General features: G+C 53.4%; 16 protein-coding genes. 7 read left to right on the plus strand and 9 right to left on the minus strand.

The features are described 5' to 3' along the window. Positions 1-3: 3 nt before the first annotated feature. From rsxD to IG609_RS10015, 7 genes are all read right to left on the minus strand, one after another. Positions 4-1,059 (minus strand): electron transport complex subunit RsxD, encoded by a 1,056-nt coding sequence (gene rsxD / locus IG609_RS09985; protein ID WP_193398598.1) that lies wholly within the window; start codon positions 1,057-1,059, stop codon positions 4-6. Beyond that, on the minus strand, positions 1,060-3,144 hold the full coding sequence (rsxC, locus tag IG609_RS09990; RefSeq protein ID WP_193400756.1) for an electron transport complex subunit RsxC: 2,085 nt from the start codon (positions 3,142-3,144) through the stop codon (positions 1,060-1,062). Continuing rightward, on the minus strand, positions 3,137-3,715 hold the full coding sequence (rsxB, locus tag IG609_RS09995; protein WP_193398596.1) for an electron transport complex subunit RsxB: 579 nt from the start codon (positions 3,713-3,715) through the stop codon (positions 3,137-3,139). Before rsxB ends, rsxC begins: the two co-directional genes overlap by 8 nt. Further along, a complete protein-coding gene (gene rsxA / locus IG609_RS10000) occupies positions 3,715-4,296 on the minus strand; it encodes an electron transport complex subunit RsxA (RefSeq protein WP_010296121.1) in 582 nt (193 codons plus the stop codon). The genes rsxB and rsxA overlap by 1 nt, the downstream gene beginning before the upstream one ends. A 216-nt stretch (positions 4,297-4,512) precedes the next feature. Then, positions 4,513-4,728, minus strand: coding sequence for a transcription modulator YdgT (gene ydgT, locus IG609_RS10005; protein ID WP_102117642.1), 216 nt, complete (start codon positions 4,726-4,728; stop codon positions 4,513-4,515). 283 nt (positions 4,729-5,011) lie between these two features. Next, positions 5,012-6,517: an L-arabinose isomerase gene (araA, locus tag IG609_RS10010; protein WP_193398595.1), complete on the minus strand. Its 1,506-nt coding sequence runs from the start codon at positions 6,515-6,517 to the stop codon at positions 5,012-5,014. Positions 6,518-6,553: 36 nt separating this feature from the next. After that, the gene (locus IG609_RS10015; protein WP_193398594.1) at positions 6,554-8,239 is read right to left on the minus strand and encodes a ribulokinase; all 1,686 of its coding nucleotides are present in this window, start codon (positions 8,237-8,239) and stop codon (positions 6,554-6,556) included. A gap of 372 nt (positions 8,240-8,611) precedes the next feature. Between IG609_RS10015 and IG609_RS10020 the strand changes: the two genes are divergently transcribed. From IG609_RS10020 to IG609_RS10050, 7 genes are all read left to right on the plus strand, one after another. Then, positions 8,612-9,595, plus strand: coding sequence for an arabinose ABC transporter substrate-binding protein (locus IG609_RS10020; protein ID WP_116162252.1), 984 nt, complete (start codon positions 8,612-8,614; stop codon positions 9,593-9,595). A gap of 111 nt (positions 9,596-9,706) precedes the next feature. Continuing rightward, positions 9,707-11,230, plus strand: coding sequence for an L-arabinose ABC transporter ATP-binding protein AraG (gene araG / locus IG609_RS10025; RefSeq protein ID WP_193398593.1), 1,524 nt, complete (start codon positions 9,707-9,709; stop codon positions 11,228-11,230). An 18-nt stretch (positions 11,231-11,248) separates the two neighbouring features. Further along, positions 11,249-12,235 carry an L-arabinose ABC transporter permease AraH gene (araH, locus tag IG609_RS10030; protein WP_102117646.1) on the plus strand — a complete coding sequence of 329 codons (987 nt, stop codon included), beginning with the start codon at positions 11,249-11,251 and terminating at the stop codon, positions 12,233-12,235. Positions 12,236-12,295: 60 nt separating this feature from the next. Beyond that, positions 12,296-13,228: an arabinose operon transcriptional regulator AraC gene (gene araC / locus IG609_RS10035; protein ID WP_039473079.1), complete on the plus strand. Its 933-nt coding sequence runs from the start codon at positions 12,296-12,298 to the stop codon at positions 13,226-13,228. A 114-nt stretch (positions 13,229-13,342) separates the two neighbouring features. Next, positions 13,343-14,389: an oxidoreductase gene (locus tag IG609_RS10040; RefSeq protein ID WP_193398592.1), complete on the plus strand. Its 1,047-nt coding sequence runs from the start codon at positions 13,343-13,345 to the stop codon at positions 14,387-14,389. A gap of 117 nt (positions 14,390-14,506) precedes the next feature. Next, positions 14,507-15,499, plus strand: coding sequence for a bile acid:sodium symporter family protein (locus IG609_RS10045; RefSeq protein WP_193398591.1), 993 nt, complete (start codon positions 14,507-14,509; stop codon positions 15,497-15,499). A 240-nt stretch (positions 15,500-15,739) separates the two neighbouring features. Then, a complete protein-coding gene (locus IG609_RS10050) occupies positions 15,740-16,204 on the plus strand; it encodes an SgcJ/EcaC family oxidoreductase (RefSeq protein WP_193398590.1) in 465 nt (154 codons plus the stop codon). A 78-nt stretch (positions 16,205-16,282) separates the two neighbouring features. On the opposite strand, the gene add is transcribed toward IG609_RS10050, so the two are convergent. Together add and IG609_RS10060 are read right to left on the minus strand one after the other, a co-directional pair. Further along, complete coding sequence (add, locus tag IG609_RS10055; protein WP_193398589.1) at positions 16,283-17,299, minus strand: adenosine deaminase; 1,017 nt, start codon at positions 17,297-17,299, stop codon at positions 16,283-16,285. 220 nt (positions 17,300-17,519) lie between these two features. After that, positions 17,520-19,070: a YdgA family protein gene (locus tag IG609_RS10060; RefSeq protein ID WP_193398588.1), complete on the minus strand. Its 1,551-nt coding sequence runs from the start codon at positions 19,068-19,070 to the stop codon at positions 17,520-17,522. Positions 19,071-19,143: the final 73 nt, after the last annotated feature.

The raw sequence follows: 19,143 nt of genomic DNA on the forward strand, positions 1-19,143 counted from the left end.
TCCTTAGCGATGGTGGCCGTAAGCGCGTGGCTTGGTGTAATAGTCGATCAGCGGCACGGTGATATTTGCCAGCAGAACGGCAAACGCGACGCCGTCCGGGTAGCCACCGTAGGTGCGAATCAGCCAGACCAGTAACCCAATCAGTGCCCCGAAAATCAGACGTCCTCGGTTGGTGGTTGATGCGGTAACGGGATCGGTCGCAATGAAAAAGGCGCCAAGCATCGTCGCCCCAGACAGCAGATGTAGCATCGGTGGCGCGAATTTCTCCGGCGAAATAATCCAGCTTAGTGTGGCGCAGAACATGAGCGACAGCAGGAGACTGACCGGAATATGCCAGCGAATGGTGCCGCGCATTAGCAAAAACAGTCCGCCGATGAGAAAACCGATATTCACCCACTGCCAGCCAATACCGGACAGTGATTGAGCAAATATCGGCTGTTGCAGAATGTTCTGCGGCGTTTGGCCGGAGCGCAGGCTGGTTTTAAACGTGTCCAGCGGGGTAGCCTGACTGACGCCATCAACGTTGTGCATCAGTTGCTGCATGGTGTACCCGTCAGGCGTATGTCCGGTAAAGATGATAACTAATGCATCATGGAAACCGACGGGAATGGTTTGTAGCGGCACGGGTGGCAGCCAGCTTGTCATCTGGACTGGGAAAGAGATCAGCAGCACCACATAGCCAATCATCGCGGGGTTAAAAGGGTTTTGCCCTAAGCCACCATACAGCTGTTTAGCGATAATGATAGCGAAGCCGGTTGCGATGACTACCATCCACCAAGGGGCAAGAGGCGGTAGACTGATGCCGAGCAGCACGGCGGTCAATAGTGCGGAATTATCAGCCAGCGTGGTGCGTACGGCGAACTTTCTCAGTGACAGCGTCACACTTTCTGCGATAAGCGCAGTGGCGGACGCCAGTCCGACCTGAATCAGGTTACCGTAGCCAAAGAAGTAAGACTGCGCCAGCATACCCGGCAGGCAGGCCAGAATGACCAACAGCATGATGCGCTGTGTGCGCTGCTGGTTATGTGTGAACGGTGAACTCGCAATTCTAAAAGCCATTTATTCCTCTTGATATGACGATGCCTGCGCGGCTTTACGAGCTTTAACGCGCGCGATAGCAGCGGCAACGGCAGCCTTACGCGGATCTTCTGGCTCTTGTACTTCAATGACGGCAATCGGTTCTGCCACCACGTCAGGAGCAGCCGACGGAACAGGCTCTTCCACGTTTGTTGCAGATTGCTGCGCGGCTTTACGAGCTTTAACGCGCGCGATAGCAGCGGCAACGGCAGCCTTACGTGGATCGTCCGGCTCTTGTACTTCCACGCTGGCAATCGGTTCTACCACCTTGTTGGAAACCACAGGCGTTGCCGCGTCTTCCGTACTTTCTGGGCTTACTGCTTCTGATTGCTGCGCGGCTTTACGGGCTTTAACGCGTGCAAGGGCAGCGGCCACTGCGGCTTTGCGGGGATCGTCAAACTCGGCAGAGGCAACCTCGACCTCTGGCGTTTCTTGCTGCGCCTGTTGTTCTCGTGCTTGTGCTTTACGGGCGGCTCGTGCGGTGATGGCGGCACTGTTATCCGGCTGCGCATCGGGGATGACTGCGATAGGTGAACCGACTTCTGTTGCGGCGGTTTGCTTACGGCGAACGCGCTCCAGTGCAGCCTGAACGGCATCTTTATCCGTGGTAGAAACGCCCGCTGCCGCCTGTTTGTGGCGCAGTTCGCGTGCCGCTTTTTCCCGCTCCAGACGAGCCAGTTTGGCATCAAAGCGCACTTTGGCTTGGGCGGCACGCTGTGCCTCTTCGTCGATGGCCCGAATTTCGGCCTTTTCCTGACGGTAATATTGCACCAGCGGAATATTGCTGGGACAAACGTAAGCACAGGCACCACATTCGATGCAGTCAAACAGATGGTGATGGCGGGCTTTTTCGTGTTCCTGCCCGCGACTGAACCAGTAAAGCTGTTGCGGTAAAAGGCCTGCCGGACAGGCATCGGCACATCTGCTACAGCGAATGCAGGATTGTTCCTCAGCAACCGGCTCCATTTCCGTATGTGACGGTGCGAGCAGGCAGTTGCTGATTTTAACGATAGGGACATCCAGCGACGGCAGCGTAAAGCCCATCAGCGGCCCACCCATCACCACCATCGGTTGCTTATTGACGTGGAAGCCGCCCTGTTTGAGCAGGTGGCGTACCGGGGTCCCCAGTCGTGCCCAGACGTTGCCGGGTTGGCGCAATGCTTCACCGGTCAGCGTCACCACGCGTTCGGTGAGCGGTTCGCCGTCGATCACGGCGCGTTTGATGGCGAAAGCCGTTCCGACGTTCTGCATCAGCACGCCAATGGCGGCGGAGTGTTTACCGAACGGGACTTCCTTGCCAGTCAGAATCTTGGTGAGCTGCTTGGCACCGCCTGACGGATACTTGGTTGGGATGACGCGTAGCTGCATGTCGCTACGTTTGCCCAGGGCCAGCCGCAGGGCGCTGATAGCTTCCGGTTTGTTATCTTCGATCCCAATCAGAATGCGTTTCGGCTGCAACAGGAATGACAGAATCTCGACGCCCTGAATAATCTCCTCGGCGCACTCCTGCATGAGTCGATCGTCGGCGGTGATATAGGGTTCACACTCTGCGCCGTTGATAATCAGGGTTTCAATCCCGCGCATCCCGCCTTGTAACTTGGCCGCGGTAGGGAAGCCTGCGCCGCCCAAGCCCGCAATACCAGCCTGATGCAGATGGGCAAGCAGGGTATCGACGCTATGTTCACGGTAGTCCGTAAAGGTTTGGCGTTCACACCAGCGATCTTCGCCATCCGGCACGATGATGATGCTGAGTTCGGACAAGCCAGACGGATGCGCCGTCGTGTGCTGACGAATCGCGTTCACCGTTCCTGACGTCGGTGCATGAACGGGCAGCGTGCGGCCTTTTCCCCGCGTTAGCGGTTGACCGCGCAGGACGTTATCGCCGACGCTGACGCAGATCTCGCCTTCCGGCCCAAGATGCTGCTTGAGCGGAATAATGAACTGTTCTGGCAGCGGAATCTGGCGCAGTGGTATCTGGCTGGACTGTGACTTCATTTCCGGCGGATGAATGCCACCGTCGAAATCCCAGATCCTGTCTTTTTTAAAGGTGGAAAACAGCTTAAGCATGTCGTTCTACTTGAATAACGCGTACTGGAATCGTATCGAGATCCCATTTCCAGTTAGCGGGAGTCGGCGCGATAGGACGTAATTCGATACAGTCCGTTGGGCAAGGGGAGACGCAGAGATCGCAGCCGGTGCACAAATCGCTGACGACGGTGTGTAGCGCTTTGGTACTGCCGATGATGGCATCGACCGGACATGCTTGAATGCACTTGGTGCAGCCGATGCAGTTGCTTTCATCGATCCAGGCAACCTGGCGCACGGGGGCTTGAACATCGGCGTCACCTTCCAGCGGTTGCGGATCGACGTTGAGCTTTTCAGCCAGCTTCAGCATCATCGCTTCGCCGCCGGGGCCGCATTTATTAATACTTTCGCCATTTAGCGCGACCGCCTCGGCGTAGGGCCGACAGCCAGGGTAGCCGCACTGGCCGCACTGGCTTTGTGGCAGCATGGCTTCCACTTCTTCCACGATGGGATCGTTTTCGACTGCAAACCGACGGGAGGCATAGCCGAGCACCAGGCCGAAGAATAGTGCTAGTGCACTTAATGCCACAATGGCAATCCAGATAGCGCTCATCAGAATTTCACCAGTCCGGTAAAGCCCATAAACGCCAGCGACATGAGGCCTGCGGTGATCAGTGCGATAGACGAACCGCGGAACGGCGCAGGAATATCCGACACGGCAAGACGCTCACGAATGGCGGCAAAAAGCACCATCACCAGCGAGAAGCCGGCCGCCCCGCCAAAACCATAAATCGTCGATTGCAGGAAACCGTGTGACAGGTTGATGTTGAGCAGAACAACGCCAAGCACTGCACAGTTGGTGGTAATCAGCGGCAAGAAGATCCCCAGCAGGCGATATAGCTCAGGGCTGACTTTGCGCACGAACATCTCGGAAAACTGCACCACCACGGCGAGCACCAGAATAAAAGCCATGGTGCGTAAATAGAGAATATCGAGCGGAACGAGAATAAATTCGTTGACCAGCCAGGAAAACATGGAGCCGACAGTCATCACAAACGTGGTCGCCATGCCCATACCAATCGCCGTCTCGAGTTTTTTGGACACGCCCATAAAGGGGCACAGCCCAAGAAACTTCACTAAGACGAAATTATTTACCAGAAGGATGCTAACAAAGAGCAATGCGTATTCGGTCATTACGGTGCCTAGAAAACAAAACCGGACTATTATCAGGCATTGTTGGGTTTTCGACAACATACCCAAAGTAGGGTTATCACCGTCCCCTTCAAGGGGCGGAAGGTCAGAGTCGCTTAATAACAGAAGCGCCGGGCTATGATACAGTAACGAGCTAAGCGTTCGGTGTAATATTCCGGAAGGAAATTATTGCATAATTATTCTTTTCGTTGCTACCCACTACAGAACGTGATGCCAGATGGATTTTGGCACGCAGCCGAGATCGAACAAGCGCCCGCCGGATGCCAACTCAGCCCGCCGATGGTCCGCAGCACGATACATGTTGATGATTTCCTGACTGTCTGTCAGAGAATAATTGAGATGATCAAAGAGTTTTTCCAAGCTTTCTGTTGAGCTGACTTTCCTGAATTTGAGCAAATAGTCATAAACGGTCATGGTGATTGGTCTAATAGTTATGTTGTTGAGATGACTAAGTATATTCAAGCGAAAAAGCCTGTCTAGAGGGGGATGAAAAAAGTACGCTTATTTTTCAACAACAAACGAATGAAAATGAAAAATAATAGATTGACAGGAAAATACTACGGCGTTTAGGGCAATGTCGGGCGGCAGGGCGATGGAAAATCAGAGTGTGGGGTAGTGAGTGCCTATACAAGTGCCTACAAAGGGGCAGATTGTTCACGGACACGTATCCATAGACAACCGGCCCCTGAGAGCGGACTTAGCGGCTACAAAGTTTGTAATACACCTCATTCCAACGCAGCGCATCTTTGAATTCGTGGAGTCGGGTTTCGTTGTCGATCACCAGCAGTTCAATGTTCTGCATCTCGGCGTAGAGCCGCATGTGTTCGAGATCCAACGCCTGACTAAAGACGGTGTGGTGCGCACCGCCAGCCAGAATCCAGGCTTCAGCCGCCACTTCCAGTGACGGTTGGGCTTTCCAGATGGCTCGAGCAACCGGCAGTTTCGGCAACGGGCGCGGCTGTTCGATGGTATCGACCAGATTAACCAGCATTCTGAAACGGTCGCCCATGTCGATCACGCTGGCGTTGAGGGACGGCCCAGCCGGCGTTGAGAAAATCAAACGAGCAGGGTCGGCTTTGCCGCCAATACCAAGGTATTGCGCATCCAGAATCGGTTTCTGTTCTTTCGCAATCGTCGGGCAGACTTCCAGCATGTGGGAGCCGACGACCAGATCGTTACCGTTCTGGAAGTTATAGGTGTAGTCCTCCATGAAGGACGTCCCGCCCGACAACCCGCCGGCCATCACTTTCATAATGCGCAGCAGCGCGGCGGTTTTCCAGTCGCCTTCGCCACCGAAGCCGTAGCCTTGCTGCATTAGACGCTGCACCGCTAGCCCCGGCAGCTGTTTCAGACCGTACAGGTTTTCAAAATCGGTGGTGAACGCGTGATAACCGCCTTGTTCCAGAAAGCGTTTCATCCCGAGTTCAATCTGTGCCGCATCCAGCAGGTTCTGACGGTTCGCGCCGTTGAGTTTCACCGCGTCGGTTAACTGATAGCTGGCTTCGTACTCTTCGACCAGCGCATCGATATCGCCTTTGGATACAGCATCGACCACGGCGGTTAAATCGCCCAGCCCCCAGGCGCTGACGGAGTAGCCGAATTGGATCTGCGCGCCGACTTTATCGCCTTCGGTGACGGCGACTTCACGCATGTTGTCACCAAAGCGCGCAACCTTCAGCTGTTTGCTTTCCTGAATGGCGGCGGCAACCCGCATCCATTTGCCGATACGGGCATGGGCGTTCTTATCCTGCCAGTGGCCGACGACAACCTGATGCGTCTGCCGCATCCGGGCTCCGATGAAGCCAAATTCACGTCCGCCGTGCGCGGTCTGGTTCAGGTTCATGAAATCCATGTCCATGGTGTCCCACGGCACTTCGGCATTGAACTGGGTGTGGAATTGCAGCAGTGGTTTACTGAGTACGCTCAGGCCGCCAATCCACATTTTGGCCGGAGAGAAGGTATGCAGCCAGGTCAGCAGGCCGATACAGTTATCCTGATAGTTGGCATCGCGGCACAGTGCCAGAATTTCGTCCGGCGTTTTTACCAGCGGTTTCAGTACCAGCTTAACGGGCAGGTTGGCCTGTTGATTCAATCCGGCGACGACTTTTTCCGCGTTCTCTTTTACCTGACGTAACGTTTCTGGCCCATAGAGGTGTTGACTACCGATGACGAACCAGACTTCAAGCTGCTTAAAATGATCCATGATGACTCCTGTAACGTGATCCCCAGAGGGATAAAATTAGTTTTTTGCCGTAGACGTTGGGCTATAGGCGGGTTCCGCGAGGCGGCACCACTGCTGATAGCGCTCATAAAGCTGCTGATAACGGGCGACGCGCTTGCTGTCTGGCATTAAGGTGCGCTCGATGCCGCTGGCCATATGCTGCTGTGCCGTTGGGATATCGCCGTGAACGCCAGCAGCGACGGCGGCAAAGATCGCCGCGCCGAGCGCACAGCACTGATCGGAAGCGACGATCTGCAAGGGACGATTCATCACGTCGGTACACACCTGCATGATGACAGGGGATTTCCGTGCGATACCGCCCAGCGCCAGCACGTTCTCGACGGGAACACCCTGATCTTCAAAACATTCCATAATCGCGCGCGCGCCAAAGGCCGTCGCCGCAATAAAACCGCCGAACAGCGTGGGAGCATCGGTGCCCAGATTAAGACCGGTAATCACGCCTTTCAGGCGCTGATTGGCGAATGGCGTTCTGCGGCCGTTGAACCAGTCCAGCACGACAGGCAGGTGATCCAGCGTCGGGTTCTCCGCCCAGCGGTGCGTGAGTCGCTCCAGCAGTTTGCCTTCCATCGCCTGTAATGACGTTTTGAGTTCAGGATGATCTTTCGCTGCTTCCTGTAACGACCAGCTCAGCAGTCGCCCAAACCAGGCGTACATGTCGCCGAAGGCGGACTGCCCAGCTTCGAGGCCGATATAGCCGGGAACCACGCTGCCGTCGACCTGCCCGCAGATACCCGCGATGGTGCGATCGGCAATGCGCGCGTCGTCGGCGATCAGAATGTCGCAGGTGGACGTGCCAATCACTTTGACCAGCGTATACGGCTGTGCGCCTGCGCCGACGGTGCCGACGTGGCAGTCAAACGCGCCGCCCGAGAGGATGACCGTTTCGGGGATGCCGAGCCGCTGCGCCCACTCGGCGGTGATAGTGCCGACCGGCTGTTCGGCGGTCCAGGTATCGGTAAACAGTGGGTACTGTAATGTCTCCGTCAGGCAGGGATCGAGCGCGTGCAAGAAGTCTTTCGGCGGCAGCCCGCCCCAACTGGGGTGCCAGAGTGATTTATGCCCGGCGCTGCATCGACCACGGCGGATATCGGCAGGTGCTTGCGTACCGGAAAGCAGGGCGGGCACCCAATCGCACAGTTCGATCCAGGACACGGCGGCCTGACGCACCGCTGCGTCGGCGCGGGAAACATGCAGGATTTTGGCCCAGAACCACTCGGATGAATAAACGCCGCCGATGTAGCAGGTGTAATCTGGGAATTTGCCGCTCCGGCACAGTGCGTTGATGGCTTCCGCTTCTTCTATTGCGGTGTGGTCTTTCCACAGCACGAACATGGCATTGGGGTTGTCGGCAAATTCGGGGCGTAGGGCGAGGATCTGACCTTGCCCATCAATCGGTGCGGGAGTTGACCCGGTGGAGTCCACTCCAATACCGATGATGTTCTGCCGCTGTTCGTTCGTCAGGCGTGAAACGACGACCTTAACCGCCTGTTCCAGCGATTCAATATAGTCCAGTGGATGATGTCGGAACTGGTTGTTGGCAGGCTGACAATATTTACCCTCGCGCCAGCGGGGGTAGTAGACCACTTCTGTTTCCAACTCTTGCCCGCTTTGGCAGTCAACGGCTAAGGCGCGCACCGAATCACTGCCGAAGTCGAGACCAATCGTAATAGCGCCCGCACTCATGCTTTGCTCCTCATTAATCCCAGATCGTTGGTGTTTACGATGGCAGGGATAACGAGAGGCGGTGAGGAGCGGTTAGCTGGAAGTATGTATTTTTCTGTCGCCAGCAGCCATTTTGTGAAGCCGGTCAAAGGTTAATGATTGGTTAAATTCGCTAAATGTATGCACAAACCTGTCATTGTTCCGGACTGTGATAAAGCTCTACATTCTTACCAGGAATAACGACTAAAACATAAAGCGTCTGAATGCTACTGAGTAAAGGAATGGTGCTAAGTCTGTGTTTTTCCTTTATCCAGACCGGAAATACCCTACCAGGAACTCGAACTCGTCTCAGCGTTGCTGACGAATGAAAAGATAATTACACCGGAGAACATCATGCATAAATTCACTAAGGCACTGGCAGCAATCGGGTTAGCTGCCGTTATGTCACAATCAGCTATGGCAGAGAACGTAAAGCTGGGCTTTCTGGTTAAACAGCCGGAAGAACCGTGGTTCCAGACGGAATGGAAGTTCGCGGATAAAGCAGGGAAAGACCTTGGTTTTGATGTGATAAAAATTGCGGTTCCCGATGGTGAAAAGACCTTGAACGCAATCGACAGTCTGGCAGCCAGTGGCGCGAAAGGCTTCGTTATCTGTACGCCGGATCCGAAGTTGGGGCCTGCCATTATCGCAAAAGCACGCAGCTACGATCTGAAAGTGATCGCGGTTGATGACCAATTCGTGAACGCCAAAGGCCAACCGATGGATACTGTGCCATTGGTGATGATGGCAGCCACCAAAATTGGCGAGCGTCAGGGGCAGGAACTGTATAAAGAGATGACCAAACGCGGCTGGAAAGTAGAGGAAACCGCCGTGATGGCGATTACCGCTGATGAGCTGGATACCGCACGTCGCCGCACGTCTGGTTCCATGGATGCGCTGAAAACCGCAGGATTCCCGGAAAAACAGATCTACAAAGTACCGACCAAATCTAACGATATCCCCGGTGCGTTTGACGCCGCTAACTCCATGCTGGTTCAGCATCCGGGCGTGAAAAACTGGCTGATTATCGGCATGAACGACAACACTGTGCTGGGTGGCGTGCGTGCAACGGAAGGTCAGGGCTTTAAAGCCGCAAACGTCATTGGTATCGGTATCAACGGCGTGGATGCGGTGAGTGAGCTGTCTAAAGATAAGGCAACGGGCTTCTTTGGTTCACTGCTGCCGAGCCCGGATATTCACGGTTACAAGAGTATCCAGATGCTGAACGACTGGGTAACCAAAGGCGTGGAGCCGGAGAAATTCACCGAAGTGACCGACGTGGTGCTGATCACGCGTGACAACTTTAAGGTCGAACTGGAGAAAAAAGGCCTGATGTAATCACGCCTGATTTCGTAAAGACGCGGATAACGCCGATCAGCATGACGCTGGTCGACGTTATCCTGATCGAAGTTATCCGCGCTCTATCTGCATCGTTATGAGGAAACAGACATGACAGCACAGTCACCCTATTTGTCGTTTCATGGGATTGGTAAAGAATTTCCCGGTGTTAAGGCGCTTTCGGATATCAGTTTTTCCTGCCATGCCGGCCAGATCCATGCATTGATGGGGGAAAACGGGGCGGGCAAGTCGACGCTGTTAAAGATCCTGAGCGGTAACTATTCACCGTCAGCGGGCGAGATCCATATTCAGGACAAGCCCGTGCAGTTTAACAACACGATGGATGCCTTGAATGCGGGCGTTGCTATCATTTATCAGGAACTGCATCTGGTGCCGGAAATGACGGTCGCCGAGAACATCTATTTAGGTCAACTGCCACATAAATATGGCATGGTGAACTATTCGCTGCTGCGTTATGAAGCCAAACTTCAGTTGCAGCATCTGGGACTGGATATCGATCCTGATACCCCGCTGAAATACCTCTCTATCGGGCAGTGGCAGATGGTGGAAATCGCCAAGGCGCTGGCCCGTAACGCCAAGGTTATTGCTTTTGATGAGCCGACCAGTTCGCTATCTGCCCGTGAAATCGAGCAACTTTTCCGCGTGATTAAGGAATTGCGCAGTGAAGGCCGGATTATTTTGTACGTTTCGCACCGGATGGAAGAAATTTTTGCGCTGAGCGATGCCATTACCGTGTTTAAAGATGGCCGCTACGTGCGTACGTTTGACGATATGCAGCAGGTGAACCATGAGTCGCTGGTACAGGCGATGGTAGGGCGTAACCTGGGGGATATCTATGGCTATGCGCTGCGTCCGCACGGCGAAGAGCGTCTGACGCTGAAAGATGTAAAAGCGCCGGGCGTGAAATCCACGGTTTCCCTGAACGTGAAGCAGGGGGAAATTGTCGGGCTATTTGGTCTGGTGGGGGCTGGCCGCAGCGAACTGATGAAAGGGCTGTTTGGCGCGACCAAAATCACCAGCGGTCAGGTGCTGCTGGATGGCAAACCGCTGGTGGTGAATTCCCCCATTGATGCGATTCGTCAGGGGGTGATGCTCTGCCCAGAAGATCGCAAAGCCGACGGCATCATTCCGGTGCACTCGGTGCGTGACAATATCAATATCAGCGCAAGGCGTAAGAGCCTGAAAGCCGGTTTTATTATTAATAATCAGTGGGAAGTGGATAACGCCTCGAAGCGCATTGCGGCGTTGAACATCAAAACACCGTCCGATGAACAGCTGATTATGAATCTTTCTGGGGGAAACCAGCAGAAAGCCATTCTTGGCCGCTGGCTGTCCGAAGAGATGAAGGTCATTTTGCTCGATGAACCCACGCGCGGCATTGACGTCGGCGCGAAGCACGAAATCTATCATGTTATCTATGAACTCGCGAATCAGGGGATCGCGGTGCTGTTTGCCTCCAGCGATTTACCCGAAGTGCTTGGGCTGGCCGACCGGATTATCGTCATGCGCGAAGGAGCCATCTCTGGTGAGCTGCTGCATACCGATGCCACGGAGCAGAAGGTGCTCAGTTTGGCCATGTTACGAACCCCCGATATCGAATCTGCGGTTGCCTGACCGCGAAGGAGTAAAATAATGTCAACGGTTACGTCTGCAACTTCAGAAAAGAAGAAAAACGGCGCGGGATTATCCCGTATTTGGGATAACTACGGCATGCTGGTGGTGTTTGCCGTGCTGTTTTTTGGCTGTGCAATTTTCGTCCCCAACTTCGCCTCGTTTATCAATATGAAAGGGCTGGGGCTGGCGATCTCCATGTCCGGCATGGTGGCCTGTGGGATGTTGTTCTGTCTGGCTTCCGGTGATTTTGACCTGTCGGTTGCGTCAATCATTGCCTGTGCTGGTGTGGCGACGGCGGTGGTGATTAATATCAGTGAAAGCCTGTGGATCGGCGTCGGTGCTGGGCTGCTACTGGGCGTGGCGTTCGGTTTGCTCAACGGGTTCGTGATTGCCCGTTTAAAAATTAACGCGCTGATCACGACGTTGGCTACGATGCAGATTGCGCGCGGTCTGGCATACATCATTTCCGATGGTAAAGCGGTAGGGATTGAAGATGAGCGTTTCTTCGAACTGGGCTATGCCAACTGGCTGGGTTTGCCAGCGCCAATCTGGATCACCATCGGATGCATGATTCTGTTTGGCCTGCTGCTGAATAAAACCACCTTTGGCCGCAATACGCTGGCGATTGGCGGTAATGAAGAAGCAGCGCGTCTGGCCGGGGTGCCGGTTGTACGTACCAAAATCATCATTTTCGCCTTGTCCGGTCTGGTATCGGCGGCGGCAGGGATCATTTTGGCATCGCGTATGACCAGCGGCCAGCCGATGACCTCCATCGGGTATGAACTGATCGTGATTTCTGCCTGCGTGCTGGGCGGTGTGTCGTTGAAAGGTGGGATCGGTAAAATTTCTTATGTCATCGCTGGTGTGCTGATTTTAGGTACGGTAGAAAACGCGATGAACCTGCTGAACATCTCGCCGTTTGCCCAGTATGTGGTGCGCGGTCTGATTCTGCTGGCGGCGGTTATCTTCGACCGCTACAAACAGCTGGCTAAGAAAACGGTATAAATGCCCGTGCGGCAGGTAAGAGCCTGCCGCTTTCTCTTATTAGCGTGTACCGGAGGCTCGATGTATCACCGTATGGCGCATGAATCTCAGCCTAATCCGCTGCTGCCGGGATATTCGTTCAACGCTTATCTTGTGGCAGGTATGACACCGATTCTGGCAGAAGGGCCGCTCGACTTCTTTATCGATCGTCCAGATGGCATGAAAGGCTACATCATTAACCTCACCATGAAAGGTCAGGGTCAGGTCTTTGATGGCGATGAGACCTTTTTCTGTAATCCCGGTGACCTGCTGTTGTTCCCGCCGAAATCGAAGCATTTTTATGGACGTTCGCCGAGCAGCGACTGCTGGTATCACCGCTGGGTCTATTTTCGCCCTCGCGCCTACTGGGCGGATTGGCTGGAATGGCACACCAAAAGCAGCGGCATTGGTCGCATGAGCCTGCCGAATAACCAACTGCTACTGGAATTTGACAGGCTGTTTGCCAATATCGAGCAGACACAGCGTTCTGGGCGTCGTTTTTCAGAAGAATTGGGTATGAATCTGCTGGAGCGTCTATTGCTCCGCGCGATGGAAGAAGATCCACAGAGCCCGCAGAAGATCATGGATCCGCGCGTGATAGAAGCCTGCCAGTTTATTACCAGCAATCTGGCTGGAGAGCTGCGTATTGACGAGGTTGCGCGGCACGTTTGTCTGTCGCCGTCGCGGTTGGCGCATCTGTTCCGTGAACAGGTGGGCATTAATATTTTGCGCTGGCGTGAAGATCAGCGCGTGATTCGCGCCAAACTGTTATTGCAGACGACGCAGGAATCTATCGCCAACATCGGTCGCGTGGTGGGATATGACGATCAGCTGTATTTCTCTCGCGTGTTCCGTAAGCGGGTCGGGGTCAGCCCCAGCGATTTCCGTCGCCGCAGCAGTGAAATCAACTATCCGGCAGCTAAAACGCTGCCTGTGGCGTGGGGAGAGCGGATGCCCAGCGCCGTGAGTGGCTAACGTTCCGAAGTGTGACAGATTCCCCTGGCTGTTATCCCTCTCTGCAATCTGGCGGATGACGGGTATATACTGAGTGAGAAATCACAAAGTCAAAATAAGCTAAGGGGAATCGTCATGAGTGAGACCGTTCGTGTTGGGCTGCTGGGTTATGGCTATGCCAGTAAGACATTCCACGCGCCGTTGATTGCAGGTACGACGGGTATGGAGCTGGTGGCTGTGTCCAGCAGCAGTGCTGAAAAAGTGCATGCGGATTGGACAAATCTGCGAGTAGAGAAAGATCCTCAGGCGTTATTTAACGATCCCGATATTGACCTCATTGTTATTCCTACCCCCAATGACACGCACTTTCCGCTGGCGAAACAGGCGCTGGAAGCGGGCAAGCATGTCGTTGTCGATAAACCGTTTACGGTGACGTTGTCACAAGCATACGACTTGGGCGCTATAGCCGACCGTGTCGGAAAAATGCTTTCTGTTTTCCATAACCGCCGTTGGGACAGCGATTTTCTGACGCTGAAACAGCTGCTGGCGGCGGGAACGTTAGGAAATGTGGTGTATATGGAATCGCATTTCGATCGCTTCCGTCCCGAGGTTCGCCAGCGTTGGCGTGAAGACGGCAGCGAAGGCAGCGGGATTTGGTACGATCTTGGGCCGCACTTGCTGGATCAGGCGCTGGAGCTGTTTGGCTTGCCGGTGGCGATTCAGGTAGATATGGCACGGTTGAGGCCTGGCAGTAAGGCAATTGATTATTTCCACGCGACGCTGATTTACCCACAACGCCGGGTTGTGCTGCACGCCAGCATGCTGGTGGCGGCGGCGTCTGCCCGCTATATCGTGCATGGCACACGCGGCAGCTTTGTAAAATACGGTCTTGACCCACAGGAAGATCGCCTGAAAGCGGGCGAACGTCCACCGCTGGCCGACTGGGGGCAGGATAAACACGATGGCGTGCTGACGCTGTCTCGCGATGGCATTACGGTGGAGCAAACGATCGCCACGATTCCGGGTAATTATCCGGCTTACTACGCGGCAGTGCGTGATGCGCTGACGGGTAAAGGCGAAAACCCCGTCAGCGTGCATCAGGCGATTCAGGTGATGGAACTGATCGAGCTCGGGCTGCTTTCCCACGAGCAGAAAAAAGCCGTCACGGTGAAAAATAGCTAGATTTACCGCGTTTTATTCCAGATAGTTAATGGTTTGTTTAAACAGGCGATCTTAGGATCGCCCGTCTTGTTAGTGTGTTCATTCGGCTGATAACAGGCCAGGGGAAAGGTGTCGGGCATGGGGTGGTTACAACGGTTACGTATTGATAAATTCTTATTGGTTCTGATTTTGGTGGTGGTGACGGCGTCGGTTCTTCCTGCTGAAGGCTCCGTGAAGGTTTTCTTTGAGCACCTGACCACGGCGGCGATTGCTCTGCTGTTCTTTATGCACGGTGCGAAGCTATCGCGTGAAGCGATTAGTGCGGGTATGGGGCACTGGCGTTTGCATCTGGTGGTGTTTGCCAGCACGTTTATTCTGTTCCCGTTGCTGGGAATCGGTATGAGTCTGTTGTCGCCCGTGGTGCTGACGCCGACCTTGTATCTGGGTTTCCTCTATCTGTGTGCTCTACCCGCGACAGTGCAGTCGGCGATTGCTTATACCTCAATGGCCGGTGGTAACGTGGCGGCGGCGATTTGTAGCGCCTCGGCATCCAGTATTTTGGGCGTGTTTCTCTCGCCGATTCTGGTCGGTTTGCTGATGCAGACGCAAGGGGGAGAAACGGATACATTGCACGCTATTGGCTCTATTATCATGCAGTTAATGGTGCCTTTCGTGATTGGTCACCTGTCTCGCCCGCTGATTGCCAAGTGGGTTGAACGTCACCGTAAGCTGATTAATATTACTGACCGGTCATCAATTCTTTTGGTGGTGTATGTCGCTTTCAGCGAGGCGGTTGTGCAGGGGATTTGGGGACAGATCAACGTCTGGTCATTGCTGGCCGTCGTCGGCTGCTCAATCGTGCTGCTAGCGATTGTGCTGGTGGTGAATACGCTGGTTGCCCGTAAGCTGGGCTTTAATACCGCCGATGAAATCACCATCGTATTCTGCGGTTCGAAGAAGAGCCTGGCGAATGGGATCCCGATGGCAAACGTGCTATTTCCTGCCGCTGCTGTCGGTGCGATGGTGCTGCCGCTGATGATTTTCCACCAAATCCAACTGATGGTCTGCGCCGCGCTGGCTCAGCGTTATGCCAAGCGGATAAACAAGGAACAGGATACGCTTCGTCAGTAAGAAATTATCGTTTTCTGGCATCATACAAAACGCCCTCGGCCTTACACAGCCCGAGGGCGTTGTCATTTATAACAAACACGTGTAACTAGACGGAAATACAATAAATAATATATTACAGTGATAGTTTCATTTTGGTGTTACTTTTTTGTTGCATTGCGTTATAACAATAGTTGCTCATCGAGAGGAATTGTTGATAGAGCAAGACACAGTTGATGATGATTATTTGAGAACGAGGGAAATATGTTTAAAAAAACGGTGTTAACTTTAGCGATGTTAGGGACGTTGGCTTCCGCGTCTGTGCAGGCTGCACAGAGTATGGAATGTGTCAAAACCAGTCAAAAAGAAATTGCGTCGTTATTTGACCGTTGGAATGCATCGCTGCAAACGGGTGATGCGAAGAAAGTTGCGAAAAACTATGCATCAGACGCGGTGCTGCTGCCAACGCTGTCCGATCAACCGCGTACGACTGACGCAGAGCGTATTGATTACTTCGAACATTTCCTGGCGAAAAAGCCGGTTGGTAAGATTGATACCAGCACGATCCGCATCGGTTGTAATGACGCGGTTGATACCGGAACCTACACGTTCACATTCGGTGATGGTAGCGTAGCCAAAGCACGCTATACCTACACTTACGCTTGGGACACAAAACAGAAACAGTGGTTGATTACCACGCACCACTCTTCAGCAAACCCAAGTAGCTGATCTCTATAATTTATCTTTAAAAATGCGCATTAAACGGCTAACAAGAGTTAGCCGTTTTCTATGTGTTGTTGATACAAACTACTGTGCACCACCGCGTTTACGCAGAACCTTTTCGCGCAGTTGCTGCTTTTCCTGTTCGCTGATAAACGCAATGTTCAGGCCGTTTTCCTGTGCTTTGCGAGTTTCTACCGCCGTCAGGCCAGCAAGTGGGGCCGCGATCTCATATTCGTGACGGATCTCTATGCCCTGAACCGCAGGATCGTCCGTGTTGATGGTAGCGGGGATTTCATAGCGCAGGAAGTGGATCAGCGGATGTTTATCCAGTGATTCAACAGTGCTGGTTTGAATGTTAGAGGTCAGACAGGATTCGATGCCGATGCCATGCTCTGCCATGTGCGTCATCAGATGAGGATCGATAATAGCGGTTACGCCATGCCCGATGCGCTCTGCGCCCAGATGGTTAATCGCCTGCCAGATACTTTCCGGCCCGGCCGCTTCACCCGCGTGAACCGTGATGTGCCAGCCAGAATCGCGGGCTTGTCGGAAATGAGAAGTAAACTGCACACCGGGGTAACCCAATTCATCACCAGCCAGATCGAGTGCGACGATGCGATCGCGCTGGGACAACAGGGCGTCCAGCTCTTGCTGACAGGCCTCGGTGCCGAAGGTTCGGCTCATGATACCAATCAGACGGATATCGGTATCGAAATCACGGCAACCTGCGGTAATGCCATCGATCACTGCCTCGACAACGCCAGCAATCGGCAGTTTATGATTCATCGCCATATAGTAGGGTGAGAAACGCAGTTCTGCGTAATCCAACCCAGCTTTCACGGCATCTTCAACGTTCTCGTAAGCCACGCGGCGGCAGGCATCCAGTGAGCCAAGTACGGCCACTCCCCAGTCGAGCTTTTGTAAAAAGCTCAGTAAGTCAGGTTCGTTTTTGGTGACCTGAACGTGAGGACGGAGCGCGTCAAGATCGCTGGCGGGTAACGCGATATTGTACTGGTGACCTAGATCAAGAATAGTCTGGGCACGGATATTACCATCTAAATGGCGGTGGATATCCGTCAACGGCAGGAGTGAATCAATCATAATGTTATTGTCTGATTACTGTTTTTTGTACGACAAAGTATAAAAAGAAATCGAGGTAAATAGCCAACAGTTAGCGCCAAAATCCCACTATTTTGAACAATCATTAAGCAAAAACAACTTGTTACTGCTTTTCCTGACCCGTAGCACGAGCGTTCAACTTAAAAACGGTGGCGGCGAGTGCGGCCACCGTATGTTTTAGCACATAACACGATATGCTGAATTACTGCGCCGGTGGTGTGACGGGTTCTTCCTGTGCGCCAGGCAGAGACTCTTCACCTTCTTCCGTTGGAATGGAGAAATACGGTGCGATGAAATCAGCCAGCGCTATTTTGTTGCCGTTGAAATCAATTTGACCATCGGCATAGTGCAGTGAACTGGTAATGGCGTTGTCTTTGGTTACGCTCAACTGGTTTCCCTGACCAATCTCTGCCATCATATTAACTTGCTGTTTCGCCATATCCTCTAACTGTTTTTGCTCTTCAGCATTGGCGGTTTTTGGGCTGCTCTGTACCATCAACTCTGTCAGCATATCCAGCGGTACGTTGAGTTTAGCATCGAGTTTTTTGACCGACTGACGAATGATTTTTTCTTCATCCGACAGGGTTGCATCGTTCGCTTTATCCGCACTCTGCAATGGATCGGTTAAATCCAGTGCCAGCGTGAACGTCCCTTCACCTTTACTGTTTTTCCAACTAATCGGGGAGATTTCAACGCGCGGATTGCCTTTCAGTAACTGTGGTAGATATTGCAGGACCGACATGGCAGCGTCATGCTGATAAGTGTCAGGATCGATAGCAGTCGGATCCTGCAACAGTTTCTGCACCTGTGCCTGATAGGCGGTGATGAACTGCTTGGTGCCCGCGCCGTCAAGCTGTGAAATGGACATACTCACATTACCAGAACCCAGATTACGGTCACCGATGATTAACGATCCCAGCGTTACGGCCAGTTTGCCCGCCAGATTTTTATCATCTTCCGTTGCGCTGCTTTGCAGAGAGAAGCCGCTCAACGTTACGGGTTCACCGCCTTCTACGGTAAACGTCATCGTTTTAAAGGACAGATTGCCATCGCCTAAATCAAGATCGAATTTGCCTTTTTTGTTAGTTCCCTTGATGGAGAAATCGGTGAGATCGACGTTCTCGGTTTGGCCCCAGTCGTTTTTCCTTTCCATCTTCACGCTGTTGATGGTGGTATCCAACTTACTGCTGCGCAGATCGTGCCCGATATCCAACACGGCTTGAGCCCCGCTGAAAGCGAATTTCTGTTCTGGCGTTTGATAGTCGATAGGGGCCAGCGTAACGAGTGACTGCGTATCACCGCTGTAAGCGACGCGAGTTTCAGCCGTAAAGAACGGCTTCTCTTTCGTCAGCTCAAACCAGGCTTTGACGGCTGGCGTGTTGACCAACTCGGTATGGACAGACGCCATCGCCGGAGCGAGGTTGAATTTCTTGAGCTGTGCTAGCGGGAATGGCCCATGAGACACGGTTTCGTTAAAGACAAGTTCTTCACCGGGCGCAAGGAATTGGGCACCTTTTGCTGTGCCGTCTGTCTGTAAAACATAGGCCAGGGTGCTGCTGAATACGCCGCCGTTATAGTCGCGATAGACGACTTTCAGGCCAGCGTTCGGGTAGGCTTGCTTGAGCTTGGTATTCAGCGTATCGGTAAAACCATCAATTTGCTGAGCCATCTGCTTGCCAGTGTACCAGGATGCACCCGTCCAGATGGCACCCAGAGCAACAATAACGCCTACGGCGACTAACGACTTCTTCATTTTTATTCATCCTTTAGTAAAAAAATGCGCGTTTTCAACGCGAAACGCTGGCGACTTACCCGTAGGTAAGCGC

The organism is Pectobacterium quasiaquaticum (assembly GCF_014946775.2).
Classification (GTDB): Bacteria; Pseudomonadota; Gammaproteobacteria; order Enterobacterales; family Enterobacteriaceae; genus Pectobacterium; species Pectobacterium aquaticum.

Coding starts and splice junctions, on each gene's coding strand:
- araC (WP_039473079.1), top strand. CDS start 12,296: ATGTATCACCGTATGGCGCATGAATCTCAGCCTAATCCGCTGCTGCCG.
- IG609_RS10045 (WP_193398591.1), top strand. CDS start 14,507: ATGGGGTGGTTACAACGGTTACGTATTGATAAATTCTTATTGGTTCTG.
- IG609_RS10015 (WP_193398594.1), bottom strand. CDS start 8,239: ATGAGTGCGGGCGCTATTACGATTGGTCTCGACTTCGGCAGTGATTCG.
- rsxB (WP_193398596.1), bottom strand. CDS start 3,715: ATGAGCGCTATCTGGATTGCCATTGTGGCATTAAGTGCACTAGCACTA.
- IG609_RS10040 (WP_193398592.1), top strand. CDS start 13,343: ATGAGTGAGACCGTTCGTGTTGGGCTGCTGGGTTATGGCTATGCCAGT.
- IG609_RS10020 (WP_116162252.1), top strand. CDS start 8,612: ATGCATAAATTCACTAAGGCACTGGCAGCAATCGGGTTAGCTGCCGTT.
- araA (WP_193398595.1), bottom strand. CDS start 6,517: ATGGATCATTTTAAGCAGCTTGAAGTCTGGTTCGTCATCGGTAGTCAA.
- rsxC (WP_193400756.1), bottom strand. CDS start 3,144: ATGCTTAAGCTGTTTTCCACCTTTAAAAAAGACAGGATCTGGGATTTC.
- IG609_RS10050 (WP_193398590.1), top strand. CDS start 15,740: ATGTTTAAAAAAACGGTGTTAACTTTAGCGATGTTAGGGACGTTGGCT.
- add (WP_193398589.1), bottom strand. CDS start 17,299: ATGATTGATTCACTCCTGCCGTTGACGGATATCCACCGCCATTTAGAT.
- rsxA (WP_010296121.1), bottom strand. CDS start 4,296: ATGACCGAATACGCATTGCTCTTTGTTAGCATCCTTCTGGTAAATAAT.
- araG (WP_193398593.1), top strand. CDS start 9,707: ATGACAGCACAGTCACCCTATTTGTCGTTTCATGGGATTGGTAAAGAA.
- rsxD (WP_193398598.1), bottom strand. CDS start 1,059: ATGGCTTTTAGAATTGCGAGTTCACCGTTCACACATAACCAGCAGCGC.
- araH (WP_102117646.1), top strand. CDS start 11,249: ATGTCAACGGTTACGTCTGCAACTTCAGAAAAGAAGAAAAACGGCGCG.
- IG609_RS10060 (WP_193398588.1), bottom strand. CDS start 19,070: ATGAAGAAGTCGTTAGTCGCCGTAGGCGTTATTGTTGCTCTGGGTGCC.
- ydgT (WP_102117642.1), bottom strand. CDS start 4,728: ATGACCGTTTATGACTATTTGCTCAAATTCAGGAAAGTCAGCTCAACA.